The sequence below is a fragment of the Pseudomonas sp. KBS0707 genome (assembly GCF_005937945.2).
GTDB lineage: Bacteria > Pseudomonadota > Gammaproteobacteria > Pseudomonadales > Pseudomonadaceae > Aquipseudomonas > Aquipseudomonas amygdali.
Genome location: NZ_CP041754.1, coordinates 5377814 through 5393579 on the forward strand (window position 1 = coordinate 5377814; position 15766 = coordinate 5393579).

Consider the following 15766-nt stretch of genomic DNA (forward strand, 5'->3'; position numbering starts at 1 on the left):
ACTGACGAATTTCCCGTTTCCCCCGCACAACAACTCCTCCGCCGATACCGTCATTTCTGACAGTTAACTGAAAACCCCTCTCGTGATCAACTCTCGTTGAAGTCAATCCAACGGAAGGAGACACGGACTATGCTCAACCCAAAAATCATTAATCAATATAAAAACAAAACAACCGATGCCGCCTCGGCCATGCCGGATATAAGGGGCAAAAATATTCTCATGGGGTTCTGGCATAACTGGCCTTCCGAACCCGGTCAAGGTTACCAGCAAGGCCTCTTCAAAGAGATGGCGCTGACCGACATACCCGAAGCGTATAACGTCGTGGCCGTGGCCTTTATGAAAGGTGCCGGCATTCCCACCTTCAAACCTTATAACCTGAGTGATGATGCGTTTCGCGCTCAGGTGGCAGCACTGAATGCACAAGGCCGTGCAGTGCTGATTTCTCTTGGCGGGGCTGACGCGCATATTGAGTTGCATGCCGGTCAGGAAGATGCACTGGCTTATGAAATTATTCGTCTGGTTGAAACCTATGGCTTTGACGGCCTGGATATCGACCTTGAACAAGCTGCTATTACCTTTGCCGATAACCAGACCGTATTACCCGCTGCGTTGAGGATGGTGCGCGAGTATTACGAGACAGAAGGTAAGCACTTCATCATCAGCATGGCCCCGGAATTTCCTTACCTTAGAGTCAGCAAAAAACTTCCTTTATTGAAAGAAATCACTGCGTACTTTCCGTTTCTAAAAGACGTCGTGACGTTCCTGGAATCGTTGAGAAGCGGCGGCGCTTACCTGGCCTACATCAACGCTCTGGAAGACATCTATGACTTTATTGCGCCACAGTACTACAACCAGGGCGGCGATGGCTTACGGGTCGATGAAGCCAATAATGGCAGCGGCCTGTGGGTCACTCAAAACAACGATGCTCACAAGAAAGATTTTCTCTACTACCTGACTGATAGCCTGATCCACGGTACACGTGGCTTCACAACAATTCCCGCCGATAGACTGGCCATTGGCTTACCCACCAATAATGACGCAGCCGCTACCGGTTATGTGGTAAACCCGCAGGATGCTATAGATGCATTGGACGACTTGAGAAAAGCCGGCAATCCGATTCGCGGGCTGATGACCTGGTCAGTCAACTGGGATGCCGGCAAGAACAAAAGCGGCGAGGAGTACAACTGGGAGTTCGTGAACCGCTACGGTTATCTCACCGGAGGCGAAACACCTGTACCGGAAAAACCATCAGTACCTGCTGATCTCAGATCAACCGAAAAAACTGCAACGTCGGTGAAACTGAACTGGTCGCTCTCGGAAGGCCCGCAACCGGTCTTGCAATATGAATTGCGTCGTAACGGTGCGGACTCCTTTCTTGTAGACAACCCTGTTTATAACAATACCGGCCTTCAGCCCGGTACTGCTTACAGTTACCAGGTGCGTGCAATTGATGTCATAGGCAACACATCCGAATTCTCGGCCGCGCTCACCGTGCGTACACAGAGTGAAGGCGGAGGCGATGCAAAACCGACGACACCTGTATTGAGCCTCGCGGAGATCACCGAGAGCAGTGTGTCGCTAACGTGGACACCGTCTACCAGCGATAGCCAAATCGTCAGGTATCAAATTGGCCGAAATGGCTGGCCTTTTCAAACGATCGCAAGCGTAACGACCGCGTATACCGATAGCGACGTCACTGCCGATACTCAGTATGAATACTACGTCGTTGCACAAGATACCGAACTTCAGTGGTCAGAGGTCAGTAATGTACTAAAGGTCAAGACCGCTGGCGAAACACCTGTTCCCGGTAACCCGTCACTGCCTCTCGACTTCAAATCCACCGAACAGACCACAACGTCGGTAACGCTCGACTGGAGCAAGGCGAGAGTTGCTCACGTCCAATATGACCTCTTCAGGGATAATGTTTTTTTACAGCGCGTTGGAAGCGCACCCTTTACTGACACAAGTGTTTTGCACAGCCGTCTTTATGGTTATCAGATCCAGGCGATTGACAGCGTGGGAAACAGCTCTGAGCGATCTGAAACGCTCTTGGTCACTACAAAGTCCGAGCCCTCTGACGATCGCCCTACGCCACCAGGCAACTTACGCCAGACCGCTGCAACAATGACCAGTGTTTCATTAGAGTGGGACGCGTCTTTCAGTGCACTGGGTGTCGCGTCCTACCGCCTCATAACCTTTGGCGGGGAGACAGTGAGTCTCGACGCCACAACACTCAAGTACACTGTGGAAGGACTAACAGCGGCTAAAACGTATCAGTGTCTTGCCGGCGCGCTCGATACAGAGAAAAACCTGTCTGGCCCAAGCAATGTTGTACAAGCTTCGACCAGCGCAGCGATTTCTGAGTGGAAAACAGCTCAATCCTACTTGGAGGGGGATAAAGTGACGTATGGCGGCGACACCTATATCTGTCTCAATCCTCACACCTCACAAACAGACTGGAAGCCAGGTAGTGCACCAACGTTGTGGGCGCTTTGGGTGGAGCAAGCAGGCGGCAAACTTTATCCCGGTTTGCCGAAAAAATGGCAGTAATCCTCGTGGCGTCAGGTACCTGCTGCCATAGCCGATGAGACGGGCTTGAAAATATAGCGACGAAATGACTTATCCACACAGCCTTCAAAGCGTTCATGTGGGTGAGTCGTTGCGCTGACGCAGGAATGTACTGGATAACAATCACTTATCCAGATCACCTTGCAAACATTGCACCTGTACATTTTTTGCTCAAAACCTTGTAGCCCACAGTTTCACTGGGTTACAGAGGAGCGCGAACACCTTATCCACAGAAGCGTCAACAGACTTTGGGTACAACTTCGTCCGAATCACCCGGCCTGCTGTGGACAACGTATACAATGACTGAAAAACCACCCGAATGAACCAACGCTGCACGCAAAACCCTGATTTGATCATTTTTCGTACAAAACCTCCAAAGCCTTTATTTACAAGGCTTGCAGGTAATCACAAACAACTTGTCCACAAGCACGCGCACAGAGATTGTGGGCAAACCAGTGGTTGGCACATGGCAGTGCGCATTTATCCACAAAAAAATGCAATAAAAATAAAGAGTTAGATTGATCATTTTTTGAACACCACTCCGAAAGCCACGTTCTAAAAGCTCTTCAGACGTTAACCAACACATTATCCACAGGCACACGCACAGGGATTGTGCGTAAGTCTTCCCGAAAAGAATATTGGTCAAGGCTGTACAGGCGTAACGTTCAAACGAGCCATCTTGCTACCCCATCACCATTTCGAGTTTAGATCGCAGTTACGAAAACGCGGATGTAAAAGTCGAGGTCAGTAATGGCGGTGGTCTGGACGGGAGTATTTCCTATGCCTGCTTCCGGCCTTTCTCCGAGCAGAAAGCAAACCGCCCATCAAAGAGGGCAGCACAAGACCATAGCCTTACTTTACGACGCCCTCATCAATCAACAGCTTCAGAATCGCGGCTGCGCCCTCTTCCGGGCGCAGCCCCTTCAGCACTTGACCTGCGCCGCCGCTGGCCTTGGCAGTGGCGGCTTTCATGCGGTCAGCGCCGCTCTTGGCCTTGATCACTTTCAGACGTTTGGGCCGCGGTCTGGCTGGCTGCAGCGATTGGTTGGTCAATAACTCATCGGCAACGACCTGAACTCTTTCGGTGTCCAGCGTGCCACGCTGTGCGGGCCCGAAGGCGCTCTGCCGGGGTTTGGGAGCCGCGTTATCCACAGTGGCCAGAAACGGCAGGCGGACCTTCAGCCGACGACGCTGGCCGCGAGGCAGAGCCTGCAACACCACTGCGGTACCGTTGTTCAGCGACTCGACTTCAGCCAGACCGGTCACCAGTGACCAGCCCAGCCTTTCAGCCAACAAAAAAGGCAGCATGCCCGACCCTTCACCGGTTTCAGCCTGACTGCCGGCCAGCACCACCTGTGCGGCAGAATCGCGGAGGTAGTCAGTCAACGCGACCAGCGCATCGGCGCCCTCGGGTTGCTCCAGCACATGTAGCTCGTTGAGCCCCATGCCAAGGTAAGCGCGCAGCGCCGGTTCTTCGGCATTGCCGGCGTGCAGTACCTGCAAGTTATCCCCAGCCAGCTGCAAGCCAAGCTCGACGGTCCGCGCATCCTGTTCGGCGCGGCGCGCACGACCTGATGTCGGGTGCGCTCCGATGGATACCAGACTGATGATCTGTGCCGCATGCTTATCCACAGACACTTCAGGCTGCATCACGCTTACCTCCGCTGCGCCAGGCTTGCACTGCGGCTATCAACGCCGTGAGCACTTCGGCGCTTTCGCCGATGACCGATAGATCAGCGCGCTTGACCATGTCGCACCCCGCATCCAGATTGATCGCAATGACCTTGTCACAGGCGCCGATGCCCTGCAGATGCTGGATGGCCCCGGAAATACCAACGGCAACATACACCCTTGCGGTCACCCAGGTGCCACTCGCGCCCACCTGCCGCTCGCGGCCCATGAAACCATCGTCCACCGCCACCCGCGACGCCCCTTCGGTGGCCCCGAGTGCCGAAGCGGCGTGATGAAACAGGCCCCAGTCTTTGACACCATTGCCGCCAGACAGAATGAATTCGGCTTCAGCCATGGGGATAACGCCGGGATCGACGGCAACCGCTCCCAGGTCTTCGATACGCGGCAGGCTGCGCGCCACGCCTGTGGACAACTCGACCGGCACTACCTCGTGGCGGGTTTCGCTGACCGGTTCGGCGCACTCCACCGCGGCCAGAATCAGACGGGCCAAAGGCCGAACCAGGTCTTCGCGTCCCGCGCCTGCCCGACTTATGCACAGCTGGTCCTTGACCTGCCAGACCCGCGTTGCAGGTCGCTCGCCGATGCTGGCGGCAAAACGTCTTCCCAGTTCGCCACCGCCGCTACGGCTGTCCGGCAACAGCCAGTGGCGCGGGTTGAACTGGTTATCCACAGCTCGCAATCCTTGCACGCGCTGTTCCGGTGAATAACCGTCGAACCCGGCACCGTCGATAATCAATAACCGATCCACGCCAGCAACGTCGAAAGCAGTTTCCTTGTGTTCGCCGAACACCACTGCCAGCACGGCACCGTCGGCTCCGGCAAGCTGACGCGCCAGCCCCAGCAAGTCGCGATCGTGGCTGCTCAGGCGGCCGCCGACCATATCGGGCACCACCGTGATATAGAACGCTGGCTCGACGATGGTATGCAGCGGCAACTGCACGTCGGCGACAGCTGAACGCTTGACCGCGCCACCCTGCTGAGCGCCGCTACGGTCAATGCGCTTTATACCGCTGGGACCGATAAAACCCAGGCCATGCACGTTCTTGCGCAGCAAACCGTTTGGTCCCATCCAACTGCTCTGCACAGGCTGCATGGCGGCATGCAGCGGGTGCAGTCGATTGCGAGCGATCCACTCGGCACGAGGGTCGCGGCGGATAATGTCGCTCATCAGTGCACCTCCGCGGGTTCACGTTTGCTGGCAACAGACGGGCTGGGGATAACTTCTTCAATCAGCGCATCGGCCACCAGCTCGGCGATATCCTTGATCAGCGGGCGTGGTTCAACCACGCCTTCAAGCATGGCCGTGCACTGTGGACAACCGACTGCTACCACCTCGGCAGCGGTTTCACGAATGTCGTCCATGCGCATGTCGGGAATTCGCTGTTTGCCGGGGATATCGGTAATCGGCGCGCCGCCACCACCGCCACAGCAGCGGGAACGAAAGCCCGAGCGCTGCATTTCCCTGATTTCTATACCCAGGGCACGCAGCACGTCACGAGGGGCCTCGTACTCGCCGTTATAACGGCCCAGGTAACACGGGTCGTGATAGGTCACGCTGGCACCTTTGTGCTGGCCCAGACTCAATGCGCCATTGCGCACCAGTTCAGCCATGAAGGTGCTGTGGTGCTGCACCTGATAGTCGCCACCAAAAGCGCCATATTCGTTTTTCAGCACATGAAAACTGTGCGGGTCGCAGGTCACGATACGCTTGAAGCTGTAATTGGCCAGGGTCTGAATGTTGCGTCGGGCGAGCATCTGGAAGGTCGCTTCATCACCCAGACGCCGCGCCACGTCACCGCTGTCGCGCTCTTCGAGGCCCAGCACAGCGAAATCTACCTTAGCCGCCTTGAGGACTTTGACGAACGCGCGCAGGGTACGTTGGTTACGCATATCGAACGCGCCATCACCGACCCAGAACAGCACGTCAACGCTCTTTCTCTCGCTGAGCAGACTCAGGTTCAGATCCGCTGCCCAGTTCATCCGCCCGCCCGGTGCAAAACCGCCGGGGTTATCGGTGGCGATCAGGTTATCCAGCACCTCGGCACCCTTGTTTGGCGTCGCGCCCTTTTCGAGGGTCAGGTGACGGCGCATGTCGACGATGGCATCGACGTGCTCGATCATCATTGGGCACTCTTCGACGCAGGCTCGGCACGTGGTGCAGGACCATAGCGTTTCGGCGTCCACCAGCCCGTTGACGATGGGCTGATGCGGATTGCCGCCATGCTCGCCCAGCGGCTTGCCTTTGCCATCCAGCGACGGATATGGACTGCCCGCAAATTTTGCGTCGGTGCCACCGGCAAGGCCGACCACCATGTCCTGAATCAACTTTTTCGGGTTGAGTGGCTGGCCTGCCGCAAACGCCGGGCAGGCCGCTTCGCACTTGCCGCACTGCACGCAGGCGTCGAAGCCCAGCAGTTGGTTCCAGGTGAAGTCCTGAGGTTTCTCCACACCCAGCGGTGCGGTTCGATCGTTCAGATCCAAAGGTTTCAGACCCGTGGAACGTCCCCCAGCAAAACGCTCGGCTCGCCGGTGCCAAGCCAGATGCAGCGCCCCGGCGAAAGCATGTTTCATCGGCCCGCCCCAGGTCATGCCGAAGAACAGTTCACTGATGCCCCACAACACGCCCAACCCGAGGATCACAACCAGCACCCAGCCACCAAAATGCTCGGGAAGAATGCCCGCCACCGGCAGCGTGACCAGAAAGAAGCTTGCTGAAAACGCCATGAGGCTTTTCGGCAGGCGCATCCAAGGCCCTTTCGACAAACGCGCGGGCGGATTGAGACGACGCTTATAGACAAATACCGCGCCGACAAACATCACCGCCGTCATTAGCAATAGCGCGTAGCCAAGAACGCGGTTATGCAGGCCGAAGCCGTGCACCAGAATCGCCAGCACGATTGAGGCAACCGCCCCGCCTGCAGTGGCAACATGGGTGTTGGCGATGTATTTATCGCGTGCGACTACGTGGTGCAGGTCAACCATGTAGCGCTTGGGCATGGCCAGCAGCCCGCCGAGCAAGTCGACTTTCGAGGGCCGTCCGTTGCGCCACATGCTCACCCGCCGCCACGCACCCAGCGCCGCAAGGGCCAGGGCGCTGAACAGCAGGATGGGAAGAAGGGTGTCTAGCATCACGTTGCCCTCAAGGTGCAAGCTTTAAGCTGGAAGCCTCAAGCTGCAAGCTTCAAGAAAAAGCACCGAGCAAAGGCTTCTACTTGCAGCTTGAAGCTTGCAACCTGTAGCTGTTCTCAAAAATCCTTGCACAGGCGCAAGCCGTCATAGATCGCTGCATGGGTATTGCGCTGCGCCACGCAGTCGCCGATACGGAACAGCAGGTAACCGTCGCCCGGCTGGCTCAATGAAGGCTGAGGCTGAATGGCGAACAGTGCATCGATGTCGATCTGTCCCTTGTTGCGCGAGCCTTCCTTGAGCGCGTAATAGATCGCTTCGTCCGGACGCACGCCGTTTTCCACCACCACTTGATCGACAACTCGCTCCTCCCTGGCACCGGTGTATTCGTTCTCCAGCACCGCCACCAGCTTGTCGCCCTCGCGATAGACCTTTTCCAGCATCATGTCGCCGGTCATGATCACTTCCTTGGGGTACATGCTGCGGTAGTAGGTCGGGAACGAGGTTCCGCCAATTGCCACGCCCGGCTTGATGTCATCGGTGACGATTTCGACCTGGCTGCCCTTGTCGGCCAGATAGTCGGCTACCGACATGCCGGTGAACTCGCAGATGGTGTCGTAGACCAGCACGTTCTTGCCCGGCGCAACTTTGCCATCCAGCACGTCCCAGCTGCTGACCACCAACCCCTCGGCAGCGCCCCAGTGTTCGTTCTGCTCCAGAAACGGATGACCGCCCACCGCCAGCACCACGATGTCTGGGCGCAGGTCGAGGATGGTTGCTGCATCGGCCGCAACGCCTAGACGCAAATCTACTTTCAGGCGCGCCAGCTCCAGCTGGAACCAGCGCGTAATACCGGCAATCTGGTCGCGCTGCGGTGCCTTGGACGCGGTAGTGATCTGCCCGCCAATGAATTCCTTCTTCTCGAACAGGGTCACGTCATGGCCACGCTCGGCAGATACCCGAGCCGCTTCCATACCGGCAGGACCGGCACCGACTACCACGACCTTGCGTTTCGGCCCAGTGGACTTTTCGATGATGTGCGGCACGCCCATGTATTCGCGGGACGTCGCAGCGTTCTGGATGCACAACACATCCAGCCCCTGATACTGGCGGTCTATGCAGTAGTTGGCACCGACGCACTGTTTGATCTGATCGATCTGGCCCATCTTGATCTTGGCGATCAGGTGCGGGTCGGCAATGTGCGCGCGGGTCATGCCGACCATGTCGACATAGCCGCCTTCCAGAATTCGCGTTGCCTGGTTCGGGTCCTTGATGTTCTGCGCGTGCAGCACCGGGGCCTTGACCACTTCCTTGATCCCGGCCGCCAGGTGCAAAAACGGCTCTGGTGGGTAACTCATGTTCGGAATGACGTTGGCCAGGGTGTTGTGGGTGTCGCAACCCGAGCCCACCACGCCGATGAAATCGATCATGCCGGTGTCGTCGTAATACTTGGCGATCTGCTTCATGTCCTCGTGGCTGAGGCCATCGGGGTGGAACTCGTCGCCACAGATGCGCAGGCCCACACAAAAGTCGGGGCCGACCTCCTTGCGCACCGCCTTGATAACTTCCAGACCAAAGCGCATGCGGTTCTCGAAACTGCCGCCCCATTCATCCGTGCGCTTGTTGACCCTCGGGCTCCAGAACTGGTCGATCATGTGCTGGTGCACCGCCGACAACTCGACCCCGTCCAGCCCACCGGCCTTGGCACGCGCCGCTGCGCTGGCGTAGTTGCCGATCACTCGCCAGATCTCCTCCGGCTCAATGGTCTTGCAAGTCGCACGGTGTACCGGCTCGCGAATGCCTGACGGCGACATCAGGGTCGGCCAGTGATCACCATCCCAGCGCGAGCGACGGCCCATGTGAGTAATCTGGATCATGATCTTGGCGCCGTGCCTGTGCATGGCGTCGGCGAGGTTCTGAAAGTGCGGGATGATTCTGTCGGTCGCCAGATTGACCGATTTCCACCAGCCTTGCGGGCTGTCGATGGCGACACTTGATGAGCCGCCGCAGATGGCCAGACCGATGCCGCCCTTGGCCTTCTCTTCGTAGTACTTCACATACCGGTCGGTGGTCATACCGCCGTCTGTGGCATAAACCTCAGCGTGCGCGGTACTCAACACACGGTTACGGATTGTCAGTTTGCCAATCTGGATCGGCTGGAACATCGCTTCGAAAGCCATAACGCGATCCTCGATTTACAGCGGCTTGACGACAAACAGTCCGTCGTCGTGACCTTCTTCGGAGCCACCGTAAACCTGCTCGGCTACGGTACGGATCGAGCTGCCGCTGGCGGCGAGTATCTGGTCCATCGCCCCGGCAAACCAGCCGGTGAACATGTAGTCGACCTTGCGTCCCACCTTGCCGTAGACATACACGAAACAGGAGTGCTCAAGCTTCACGCTGGCGGTGCCTTTTTCGATATCGATGTCCTGAATCTCGAACAGTCCCCAGCCGCGTTGCGACAGACGCTTCATGTAGTGCTAGAACACGGCAACACCTTGCAGGCCGTGGCATTCGGCTTCCTTTTCACACCAGTGCCAGGCGGACTTGTAACCGGCTTTGTAGAGAATTTCAGCGTAGGCATCGGCACCCAGCACTTCTGCAATGCCCATGTGGTTGTTGACGAAAAAGTGCCGGGGCACATAGAGCATCGGCAACGCATCGGAGGTCCAGACGCCGGTTTCGCTGTCGACTTCGATAGGCAGTTGCGGGGCGATTTTAGCCATGGGGTCAAACTCCAGATGATTCGGGTTACACCCACCGCCTGAAAGGCCGCGGGGGTTCAATTCGATAAGGTGTGGCTGGCGGATTACTCGCCCCAGACGTCGGCCAGTACGTTGACCCAGTTCTCGCCCATGATCTTGCGCACCACGCGCTCGGAATGACCGCGCTTGAGCAATGTTTCAGTCAGATTGGGAAACTCGCCCACGGTGCGGATGCCCAGCGGGTTGATGATCTTGCCGAAGCTGGTCAGACGGCGGGCGTAGCCCTTGTCGTGGGTCAGGTATTCAAAAAACTCCTGACCGTGGCCCTGGGTGAAATCGGTGCCGATACCGATGGCATCCTCGCCCACGATGTTCATCACGTATTCGATGGCTTCGGCGTAATCGTCGATGGTCGAATCGATGCCCTTGGCCAGAAACGGCGCGAACATGGTCACGCCCACAAAGCCGCCGTGGTCGGCAATAAACTTCAGTTCAGCGTCGGATTTGTTGCGCGGATGCTCTTTGAGGCCTGAAGGCAGGCAGTGGGAATAGCAGACCGGCTTTTTCGATTCGAGAATGACTTCTTCCGAGGTTTTCGAACCCACGTGGGACAGGTCGCACATCACCCCGACCCGGTTCATTTCAGCGACGATCTCACGACCGAAACCCGACAGCCCGCCGTCGCGTTCGTAGCAGCCGGTGCCGACCAGGTTCTGGGTGTTGTAGCACATCTGCACAATGCCGACGCCCAGTTGCTTGAAGATCTCGACGTAACCGATCTGGTCTTCATAGGCATGCGCATTCTGGAAGCCGAAGAGAATGCCGGTCTTGCCCAGTTCCTTGGCCTTGCGAATGTCTGCGGTGGTGTGCACCGGCATGACCAGGTCGCTGTTTTCGCGCATCAGTTTCTGACTGCTGCAGATGCTGTTGATAGTGGCCTGGAAGCCTTCCCATACCGACACCGTGCAGTTGGCCATGGTCAGGCCGCCCTTGCGCATGTCTTCAAACAGCTCGCGGTTCCACTTGGCGATGATCAGCCCGTCAATAACGATGCTGTCGGCGTGCAATTCGGCTGGGCTCATCAGGCTGTCCCCTTTTTTGATTCCGGCGCGCCGAATCGGCTGTCGGCGCTAATGGGGTCAGCATATGCCGGAGGGTCGCGTGAACCGGGTGCAAAAACGACAGGGGGTTTGCCGAAAGCGTCAAGATGCGACAAAGGGTGACGGCGTGTCGCCCCACGATGTCGTAAACCTGTTCATTGTCTCGCGCTTGAGACAGAATCCAGCGTATCAATGGATCGGAGCGACTCGATGAAAACGTTTTTGCTGACCCTGGCCCTGATGGCAACGGCTGTGACAGGCGTACAGGCTGCTCAGAACCCGGATGTCTCGCCTTGCGACGGTGTTGACGATGACAAGCAGACTCTGGAGTGCTCGGTTTACAGCCGCACGACTGCAGAAGAATTGCTCAAGGAAAACTTCAACAACCTGCTCAAGCGTGTTCAGTCGCAGTTCGTTGCCAACAAGACGCAATTCAACGACTTTACCAGCAAACTCAAGACCGCCCAGCAAGCCTGGGAGAAGCTGCGTGACGCAGATTGCGCCGTTGAAGTCTTCCCTTCTGCGGCAGGCAGCAAAGCATTCACCATCAGTGAAAACGACTGCATTGCGCGCATGAGCGACGAGCGCTCGGAGTACCTGGAGTCGATTGCACAGGAATAACGTCTACGATGAGATAACCTGCTTCTTTATATGAACGAGCTCATCAGGTTTTCTCATGATTATTTGCGGTGTAGAAATCAAAGGCAGCGAAGCCATATTCGCCCTTGCCACTCGACGTAATGGCGGCATCGAGCACTTGCCGCTCGCCACCAAGAAGCTTGCGCTGGAGGATGATGACGAGGCCGCCAACGTCAAAGCCTTCTCCACGCAACTCGCCGGTTTCGTACGTGAAAACGGCATCAGCCATGTGGTTATCAAGAAGCGCAGCAAGAAAGGCGAATTCGCTGGCGGCCCGACCACCTTCAAGATCGAAACCATCTTTCAACTGATGTCTGATTGCAACGTGGTGCTGATCTCGCCGCAGACCGTCAATGCGCAGAACAAGAAACACACCTTCGCCCTGCCCGCCACCCTGAACAAGTATCAGCACGAAGCGTACAAGGCGGCGTGTGCGGGTGTGATGAAGAGCGTTTAAGCCTTTCGAGAGAGGACGCAGAGCGTCCGGAACGGCATGCGACGCAGAGCGTCGCACGATAGCGGGGATTATCGTTCCTCACGCTCCAGCGTGGGAATGCAGTTCGTGACGCTCCGCGTCACATTCATTCGCCGCGCAGTTACTTTTGACCCGACATAAAAAAACCCGCATTTCTGCGGTTTTTTTCAATGCGCAATCAACTCAGTTGATCTTGGCATCCAGCTCGCCACGCGCGTAGCGTTCGAACATGGCGTCCAGGGAGATCGGTTTGATCTTCGAGGCGTTGCCAGCGGTGCCGAAGGCTTCGTAGCGCGCGATACACACGTCACGCATGGCCGAGACGGTTTTGGCCAGATACTTGCGCGGGTCGAACTCGCTTGGGTTTTTAGCCATGAATTCGCGGATGGCACCGGTAGAGGCCAGACGCAGGTCGGTATCAATGTTGACCTTGCGCACGCCGTGCTTGATGCCTTCAACGATTTCTTCGACCGGTACACCGTAGGTTTCTTTGATGTCGCCGCCGAACTCGTTGATGATCTTCAGCCATTCCTGTGGAACAGACGAGGAACCGTGCATCACCAGATGAGTGTTAGGGATGCGCTTGTGGATCTCTTTAATACGCTCGATCGCCAGGATGTCACCGGTAGGCGGCTTGGTGAACTTGTACGCACCGTGGCTGGTGCCAATGGCAATGGCCAGAGCATCCACCTGGGTGCGCTTGACGAAGTCAGCCGCTTCTTCAGGGTCGGTCAGCATCTGGCTGTGGTCCAGAACGCCTTCCGCGCCAACACCATCTTCTTCACCGGCCATACCGGTTTCCAGCGAACCCAGCACGCCCAGCTCACCTTCCACGGAAACGCCGCAGGCGTGAGCGAAGGACACTACGCGACGGGTAACGTCGACGTTGTAGTCGTAATCGGCTGGGGACTTGCCGTCTTCACGCAGCGAGCCGTCCATCATCACCGAGCTGAAGCCCAGCTGGATCGAGCGCTGGCAGATGTCAGGGCTGGTGCCGTGGTCCTGGTGCATGACCACCGGGATGTGCGGGAATTCTTCGATCGCGGCGAGAATCAGGTGACGCAGAAACGGCGCACCGGCGTATTTGCGGGCACCGGCAGAAGCCTGGACGATCACCGGGGAGTCGGTCTTGTCGGCCGCTTCCATAATGGCGCGCATCTGTTCCAGGTTGTTTACGTTGAAAGCTGGAACGCCATAGCCGAATTCGGCTGCGTGGTCCAACATCTGGCGCATGCTGATAAGTGCCATTGTCTGTCTCTCTCCCGGTAGGGTCGTTAATCGAGCAAGCCTGCCGTAGTGGCGGCTGCCATTCAAGTTATAAGCTCAGCCACGAAGGCTGTGCGTGTGTGCCCGAGATCCGACTTATCTGGCCTTGCAGCCGCGACCGATCAGATCGTTGGTAGCGTCCCAGTAGATCAGGCCCTCGCTACCCCTTGTTGACGAATGCCAACACATTGTTGCTGTAAAGCGTTCCGCTGGCAGCGCCGGGTTCAGCCTTGAGCCTGAACACCTGATCGCTCTGATTCAGACGAACATCGACTTCCTTTTTGGCCGAATCGATGTAGCGCCAGTTGACCTCTGCATTGCTGTCACACACCCAACGGTTCCAAGGGTCATTGTGCTGCGATGTGCTCAGGCTCGAACAACCGCCAAGCACTGCCAAAACCCCAAGGGCAATCACGCGTCTCATTACATCTCCTGGCTGCCCTGCGAAACGCGGTGTATGCCGGTCGTCTCAACTGTCAGGGGCAGTTCTGTTCCTGTTTACGGTCGTCGGCCGGCTCACCCGTTACATGTGCCTCGACCCGTTGACTGTTTTCAGTCGTCGGCACATTCACAGAGGCCGGGCTGAATATCTGACAGGTCTTGGCATGTGAGCCAGAACCGGTACAACCAGCCAATACAACGCAGCTCATCAGAGCCAGGGCAGCGATCTTCATGGCGAAACTCCTTTGCCGGAAAAATATCCACTCTTTAAAGACCGCCCAAGCCCGTCAATGTTGCCAAACGGATTTCAGACCTGGCTCACAAACATCCTACATTGCCTGTTCTGGGCATGAACTCGTAACGATCCCATGCCTGCGGACCGCCACGCTTGTAGATGACCGGCACCGTTTCGGCCTGCCAGCCCGCCTGATAACAGCTTAACTGGAGCGGTTGGCTCGGGGAGTCGCTCTCCACCTCTTCAACCGCAGGTTTGCCCGCGCAACCGGCCAGCAAACCTGCGATGAGAAACCACGGTAACGCCCTGACCATTGACCACTCCTTGTCCAAAGCTTTCATTCAAGCCTTGGCGCGTTGTTCGAGCACTTCTACCGCTGGCAGAACCTTGCCTTCCACGAACTCGAGGAATGCACCGCCACCGGTCGAAATGTAGGAAATCTGTTCTGCAACACCATACTTGTCGATGGCCGCCAGTGTGTCGCCACCGCCCGCGATGGAGAACGCCTGGCTTTCGCCAATGGCCTTGGCCAGCGTTTTGGTGCCTTCACCAAACTGATCGAATTCAAACACGCCGACTGGACCGTTCCACAGGATAGTCCCGGAAGATTTCAGTAATTCGGCGAAATGCGCAGCAGTTTGCGGGCCAATATCGAGAATCATGTCGTCGTCGGCCACGTCAGCGATCAGCTTGACGGTTGCAGTGGCGCTCTCGGCGAATTCCTTGGCAACCACCACGTCAGTCGGCAATGGCACGCTGACCTTGGCGGCAATGGCACGCGCGGTATCGAGCAGGTCAGGTTCGTACAGCGATTTACCGACCTTGTGACCCGCTGCGGCCAGGAATGTATTGGCAATGCCGCCGCCGACGATCAACTGATTGCAGATGCCGCTCAGGCTGTTGAGTACGTCAAGCTTGGTGGACACCTTGGAGCCGGCAACGATGGCAGTCATCGGCTGAGCCGGAGCGCCCAGAGCCTTGCCCAGCGCTTCAAGCTCGGCAGCCAGCAACGGGCCTGCCGCTGCCACTTTGGCGAATTTGGCAACGCCGTGGGTCGAGCCCTCGGCACGGTGAGCGGTACCGAAAGCGTCCATCACGAACACGTCGCACAGGGCCGCATATTTCTGTGCCAGCTCGTCGGCGTTCTTTTTCTCACCCTTGTTGAAGCGAACGTTCTCGAACAGCACGACATCGCCGGCCTTGACGTCAACGCCGTCCAGATAATCGGCAACCAGCGGAACATCACGACCCAATGCCTTGCTCAGGTAATCGGCAACCGGCTTGAGGCTGTTTTCAGCAGAGAACTCGCCCTCGGTCGGACGACCCAGGTGCGAGCAGACCATGACGGCCGCGCCTTTTTCCAACGCCAGCCTGATGGTCGGCAGCGAGGCAAGAATACGTGCATCACTGCTGACAACGCCGTCCTTTACCGGGACATTGAGGTCTTCGCGGATCAGTACACGTTTACCTTGCAGATCGAGGTCGGTCATCTTCAAGACGGTCATGAGCATTCCTGTTT

Annotated in this window: 12 protein-coding genes and 2 pseudogenes; 3 read left to right on the forward strand and 11 right to left on the reverse strand. The window is 57.2% G+C overall.

Annotated elements, in window-relative coordinates; all coding sequences use genetic code 11:
• The first annotated feature begins 129 nt into the window (after positions 1-129).
• Positions 130-2550, forward strand: coding sequence for a fibronectin type III domain-containing protein (locus FFH21_RS25800; RefSeq protein ID WP_011169748.1), 2421 nt, complete (start codon positions 130-132; stop codon positions 2548-2550).
• Between the two features lie 870 nt (positions 2551-3420).
• Here the strand turns inward: FFH21_RS25800 and FFH21_RS25810 are convergent.
• From FFH21_RS25810 to FFH21_RS25835, 6 genes and pseudogenes are all read right to left on the reverse strand, one after another.
• The gene (locus FFH21_RS25810; RefSeq protein ID WP_011169749.1) at positions 3421-4218 is read right to left on the reverse strand and encodes an electron transfer flavoprotein subunit beta; all 798 of its coding nucleotides are present in this window, start codon (positions 4216-4218) and stop codon (positions 3421-3423) included.
• Positions 4208-5428, reverse strand: a complete 1221-nt coding sequence (locus FFH21_RS25815; protein ID WP_004663336.1) for an electron transfer flavoprotein subunit alpha/FixB family protein — start codon at positions 5426-5428, stop codon at positions 4208-4210. Before FFH21_RS25815 ends, FFH21_RS25810 begins: the two co-directional genes overlap by 11 nt.
• The gene (gene dgcB / locus FFH21_RS25820) at positions 5428-7389 is read right to left on the reverse strand and encodes a dimethylglycine demethylation protein DgcB (RefSeq protein ID WP_004663335.1); all 1962 of its coding nucleotides are present in this window, start codon (positions 7387-7389) and stop codon (positions 5428-5430) included. The genes FFH21_RS25815 and dgcB overlap by 1 nt, the downstream gene beginning before the upstream one ends.
• A gap of 116 nt (positions 7390-7505) precedes the next feature.
• Complete coding sequence (gene dgcA, locus FFH21_RS25825; RefSeq protein ID WP_004663334.1) at positions 7506-9566, reverse strand: dimethylglycine demethylation protein DgcA; 2061 nt, start codon at positions 9564-9566, stop codon at positions 7506-7508.
• Positions 9567-9581: 15 nt separating this feature from the next.
• Positions 9582-10112, reverse strand: a pseudogene (locus FFH21_RS25830) (DUF5943 domain-containing protein).
• Positions 10113-10195: 83 nt separating this feature from the next.
• Complete coding sequence (locus FFH21_RS25835; protein ID WP_004663330.1) at positions 10196-11173, reverse strand: dipeptidase; 978 nt, start codon at positions 11171-11173, stop codon at positions 10196-10198.
• A 228-nt stretch (positions 11174-11401) separates the two neighbouring features.
• Here FFH21_RS25835 and FFH21_RS25840 point away from each other — a divergent pair, with 228 nt between their 5' ends.
• Together FFH21_RS25840 and FFH21_RS25845 are read left to right on the forward strand one after the other, a co-directional pair.
• On the forward strand, positions 11402-11812 hold the full coding sequence (locus FFH21_RS25840) for a lysozyme inhibitor LprI family protein (protein WP_002555668.1): 411 nt from the start codon (positions 11402-11404) through the stop codon (positions 11810-11812).
• A 55-nt stretch (positions 11813-11867) separates the two neighbouring features.
• Positions 11868-12287 carry a DUF3010 family protein gene (locus tag FFH21_RS25845; protein ID WP_004642718.1) on the forward strand — a complete coding sequence of 140 codons (420 nt, stop codon included), beginning with the start codon at positions 11868-11870 and terminating at the stop codon, positions 12285-12287.
• A gap of 201 nt (positions 12288-12488) precedes the next feature.
• Here the strand turns inward: FFH21_RS25845 and fba are convergent, their stop codons facing one another.
• From fba to FFH21_RS25875, 5 genes and pseudogenes are all read right to left on the reverse strand, one after another.
• A complete protein-coding gene (gene fba, locus FFH21_RS25855) occupies positions 12489-13553 on the reverse strand; it encodes a class II fructose-bisphosphate aldolase (protein ID WP_004654897.1) in 1065 nt (354 codons plus the stop codon).
• Between the two features lie 114 nt (positions 13554-13667).
• Positions 13668-13995, reverse strand: a pseudogene (locus FFH21_RS25860) (MliC family protein).
• Between the two features lie 52 nt (positions 13996-14047).
• Complete coding sequence (locus FFH21_RS25865; RefSeq protein ID WP_004654900.1) at positions 14048-14245, reverse strand: hypothetical protein; 198 nt, start codon at positions 14243-14245, stop codon at positions 14048-14050.
• A gap of 85 nt (positions 14246-14330) precedes the next feature.
• Positions 14331-14561, reverse strand: coding sequence for a hypothetical protein (locus FFH21_RS25870; protein ID WP_002555693.1), 231 nt, complete (start codon positions 14559-14561; stop codon positions 14331-14333).
• 27 nt (positions 14562-14588) lie between these two features.
• Positions 14589-15752, reverse strand: coding sequence for a phosphoglycerate kinase (locus FFH21_RS25875; protein ID WP_011169752.1), 1164 nt, complete (start codon positions 15750-15752; stop codon positions 14589-14591).
• Between the last annotated feature and the right edge of the window lie 14 nt (positions 15753-15766).

Bases quoted from the DNA above. Each gene is read 5' to 3' on its own strand.
- FFH21_RS25835 (WP_004663330.1), bottom strand. From the start codon at position 11,173: ATGAGCCCAGCCGAATTGCACGCCGACAGCATCGTTATTGACGGGCTG.
- dgcB (WP_004663335.1), bottom strand. From the start codon at position 7,389: ATGCTAGACACCCTTCTTCCCATCCTGCTGTTCAGCGCCCTGGCCCTT.
- FFH21_RS25840 (WP_002555668.1), top strand. From the start codon at position 11,402: ATGAAAACGTTTTTGCTGACCCTGGCCCTGATGGCAACGGCTGTGACA.
- FFH21_RS25870 (WP_002555693.1), bottom strand. From the start codon at position 14,561: ATGGTCAGGGCGTTACCGTGGTTTCTCATCGCAGGTTTGCTGGCCGGT.
- FFH21_RS25875 (WP_011169752.1), bottom strand. From the start codon at position 15,752: ATGACCGTCTTGAAGATGACCGACCTCGATCTGCAAGGTAAACGTGTA.
- fba (WP_004654897.1), bottom strand. From the start codon at position 13,553: ATGGCACTTATCAGCATGCGCCAGATGTTGGACCACGCAGCCGAATTC.
- FFH21_RS25800 (WP_011169748.1), top strand. From the start codon at position 130: ATGCTCAACCCAAAAATCATTAATCAATATAAAAACAAAACAACCGAT.
- FFH21_RS25845 (WP_004642718.1), top strand. From the start codon at position 11,868: ATGATTATTTGCGGTGTAGAAATCAAAGGCAGCGAAGCCATATTCGCC.
- FFH21_RS25810 (WP_011169749.1), bottom strand. From the start codon at position 4,218: ATGCAGCCTGAAGTGTCTGTGGATAAGCATGCGGCACAGATCATCAGT.
- FFH21_RS25815 (WP_004663336.1), bottom strand. From the start codon at position 5,428: ATGAGCGACATTATCCGCCGCGACCCTCGTGCCGAGTGGATCGCTCGC.
- dgcA (WP_004663334.1), bottom strand. From the start codon at position 9,566: ATGGCTTTCGAAGCGATGTTCCAGCCGATCCAGATTGGCAAACTGACA.
- FFH21_RS25865 (WP_004654900.1), bottom strand. From the start codon at position 14,245: ATGAAGATCGCTGCCCTGGCTCTGATGAGCTGCGTTGTATTGGCTGGT.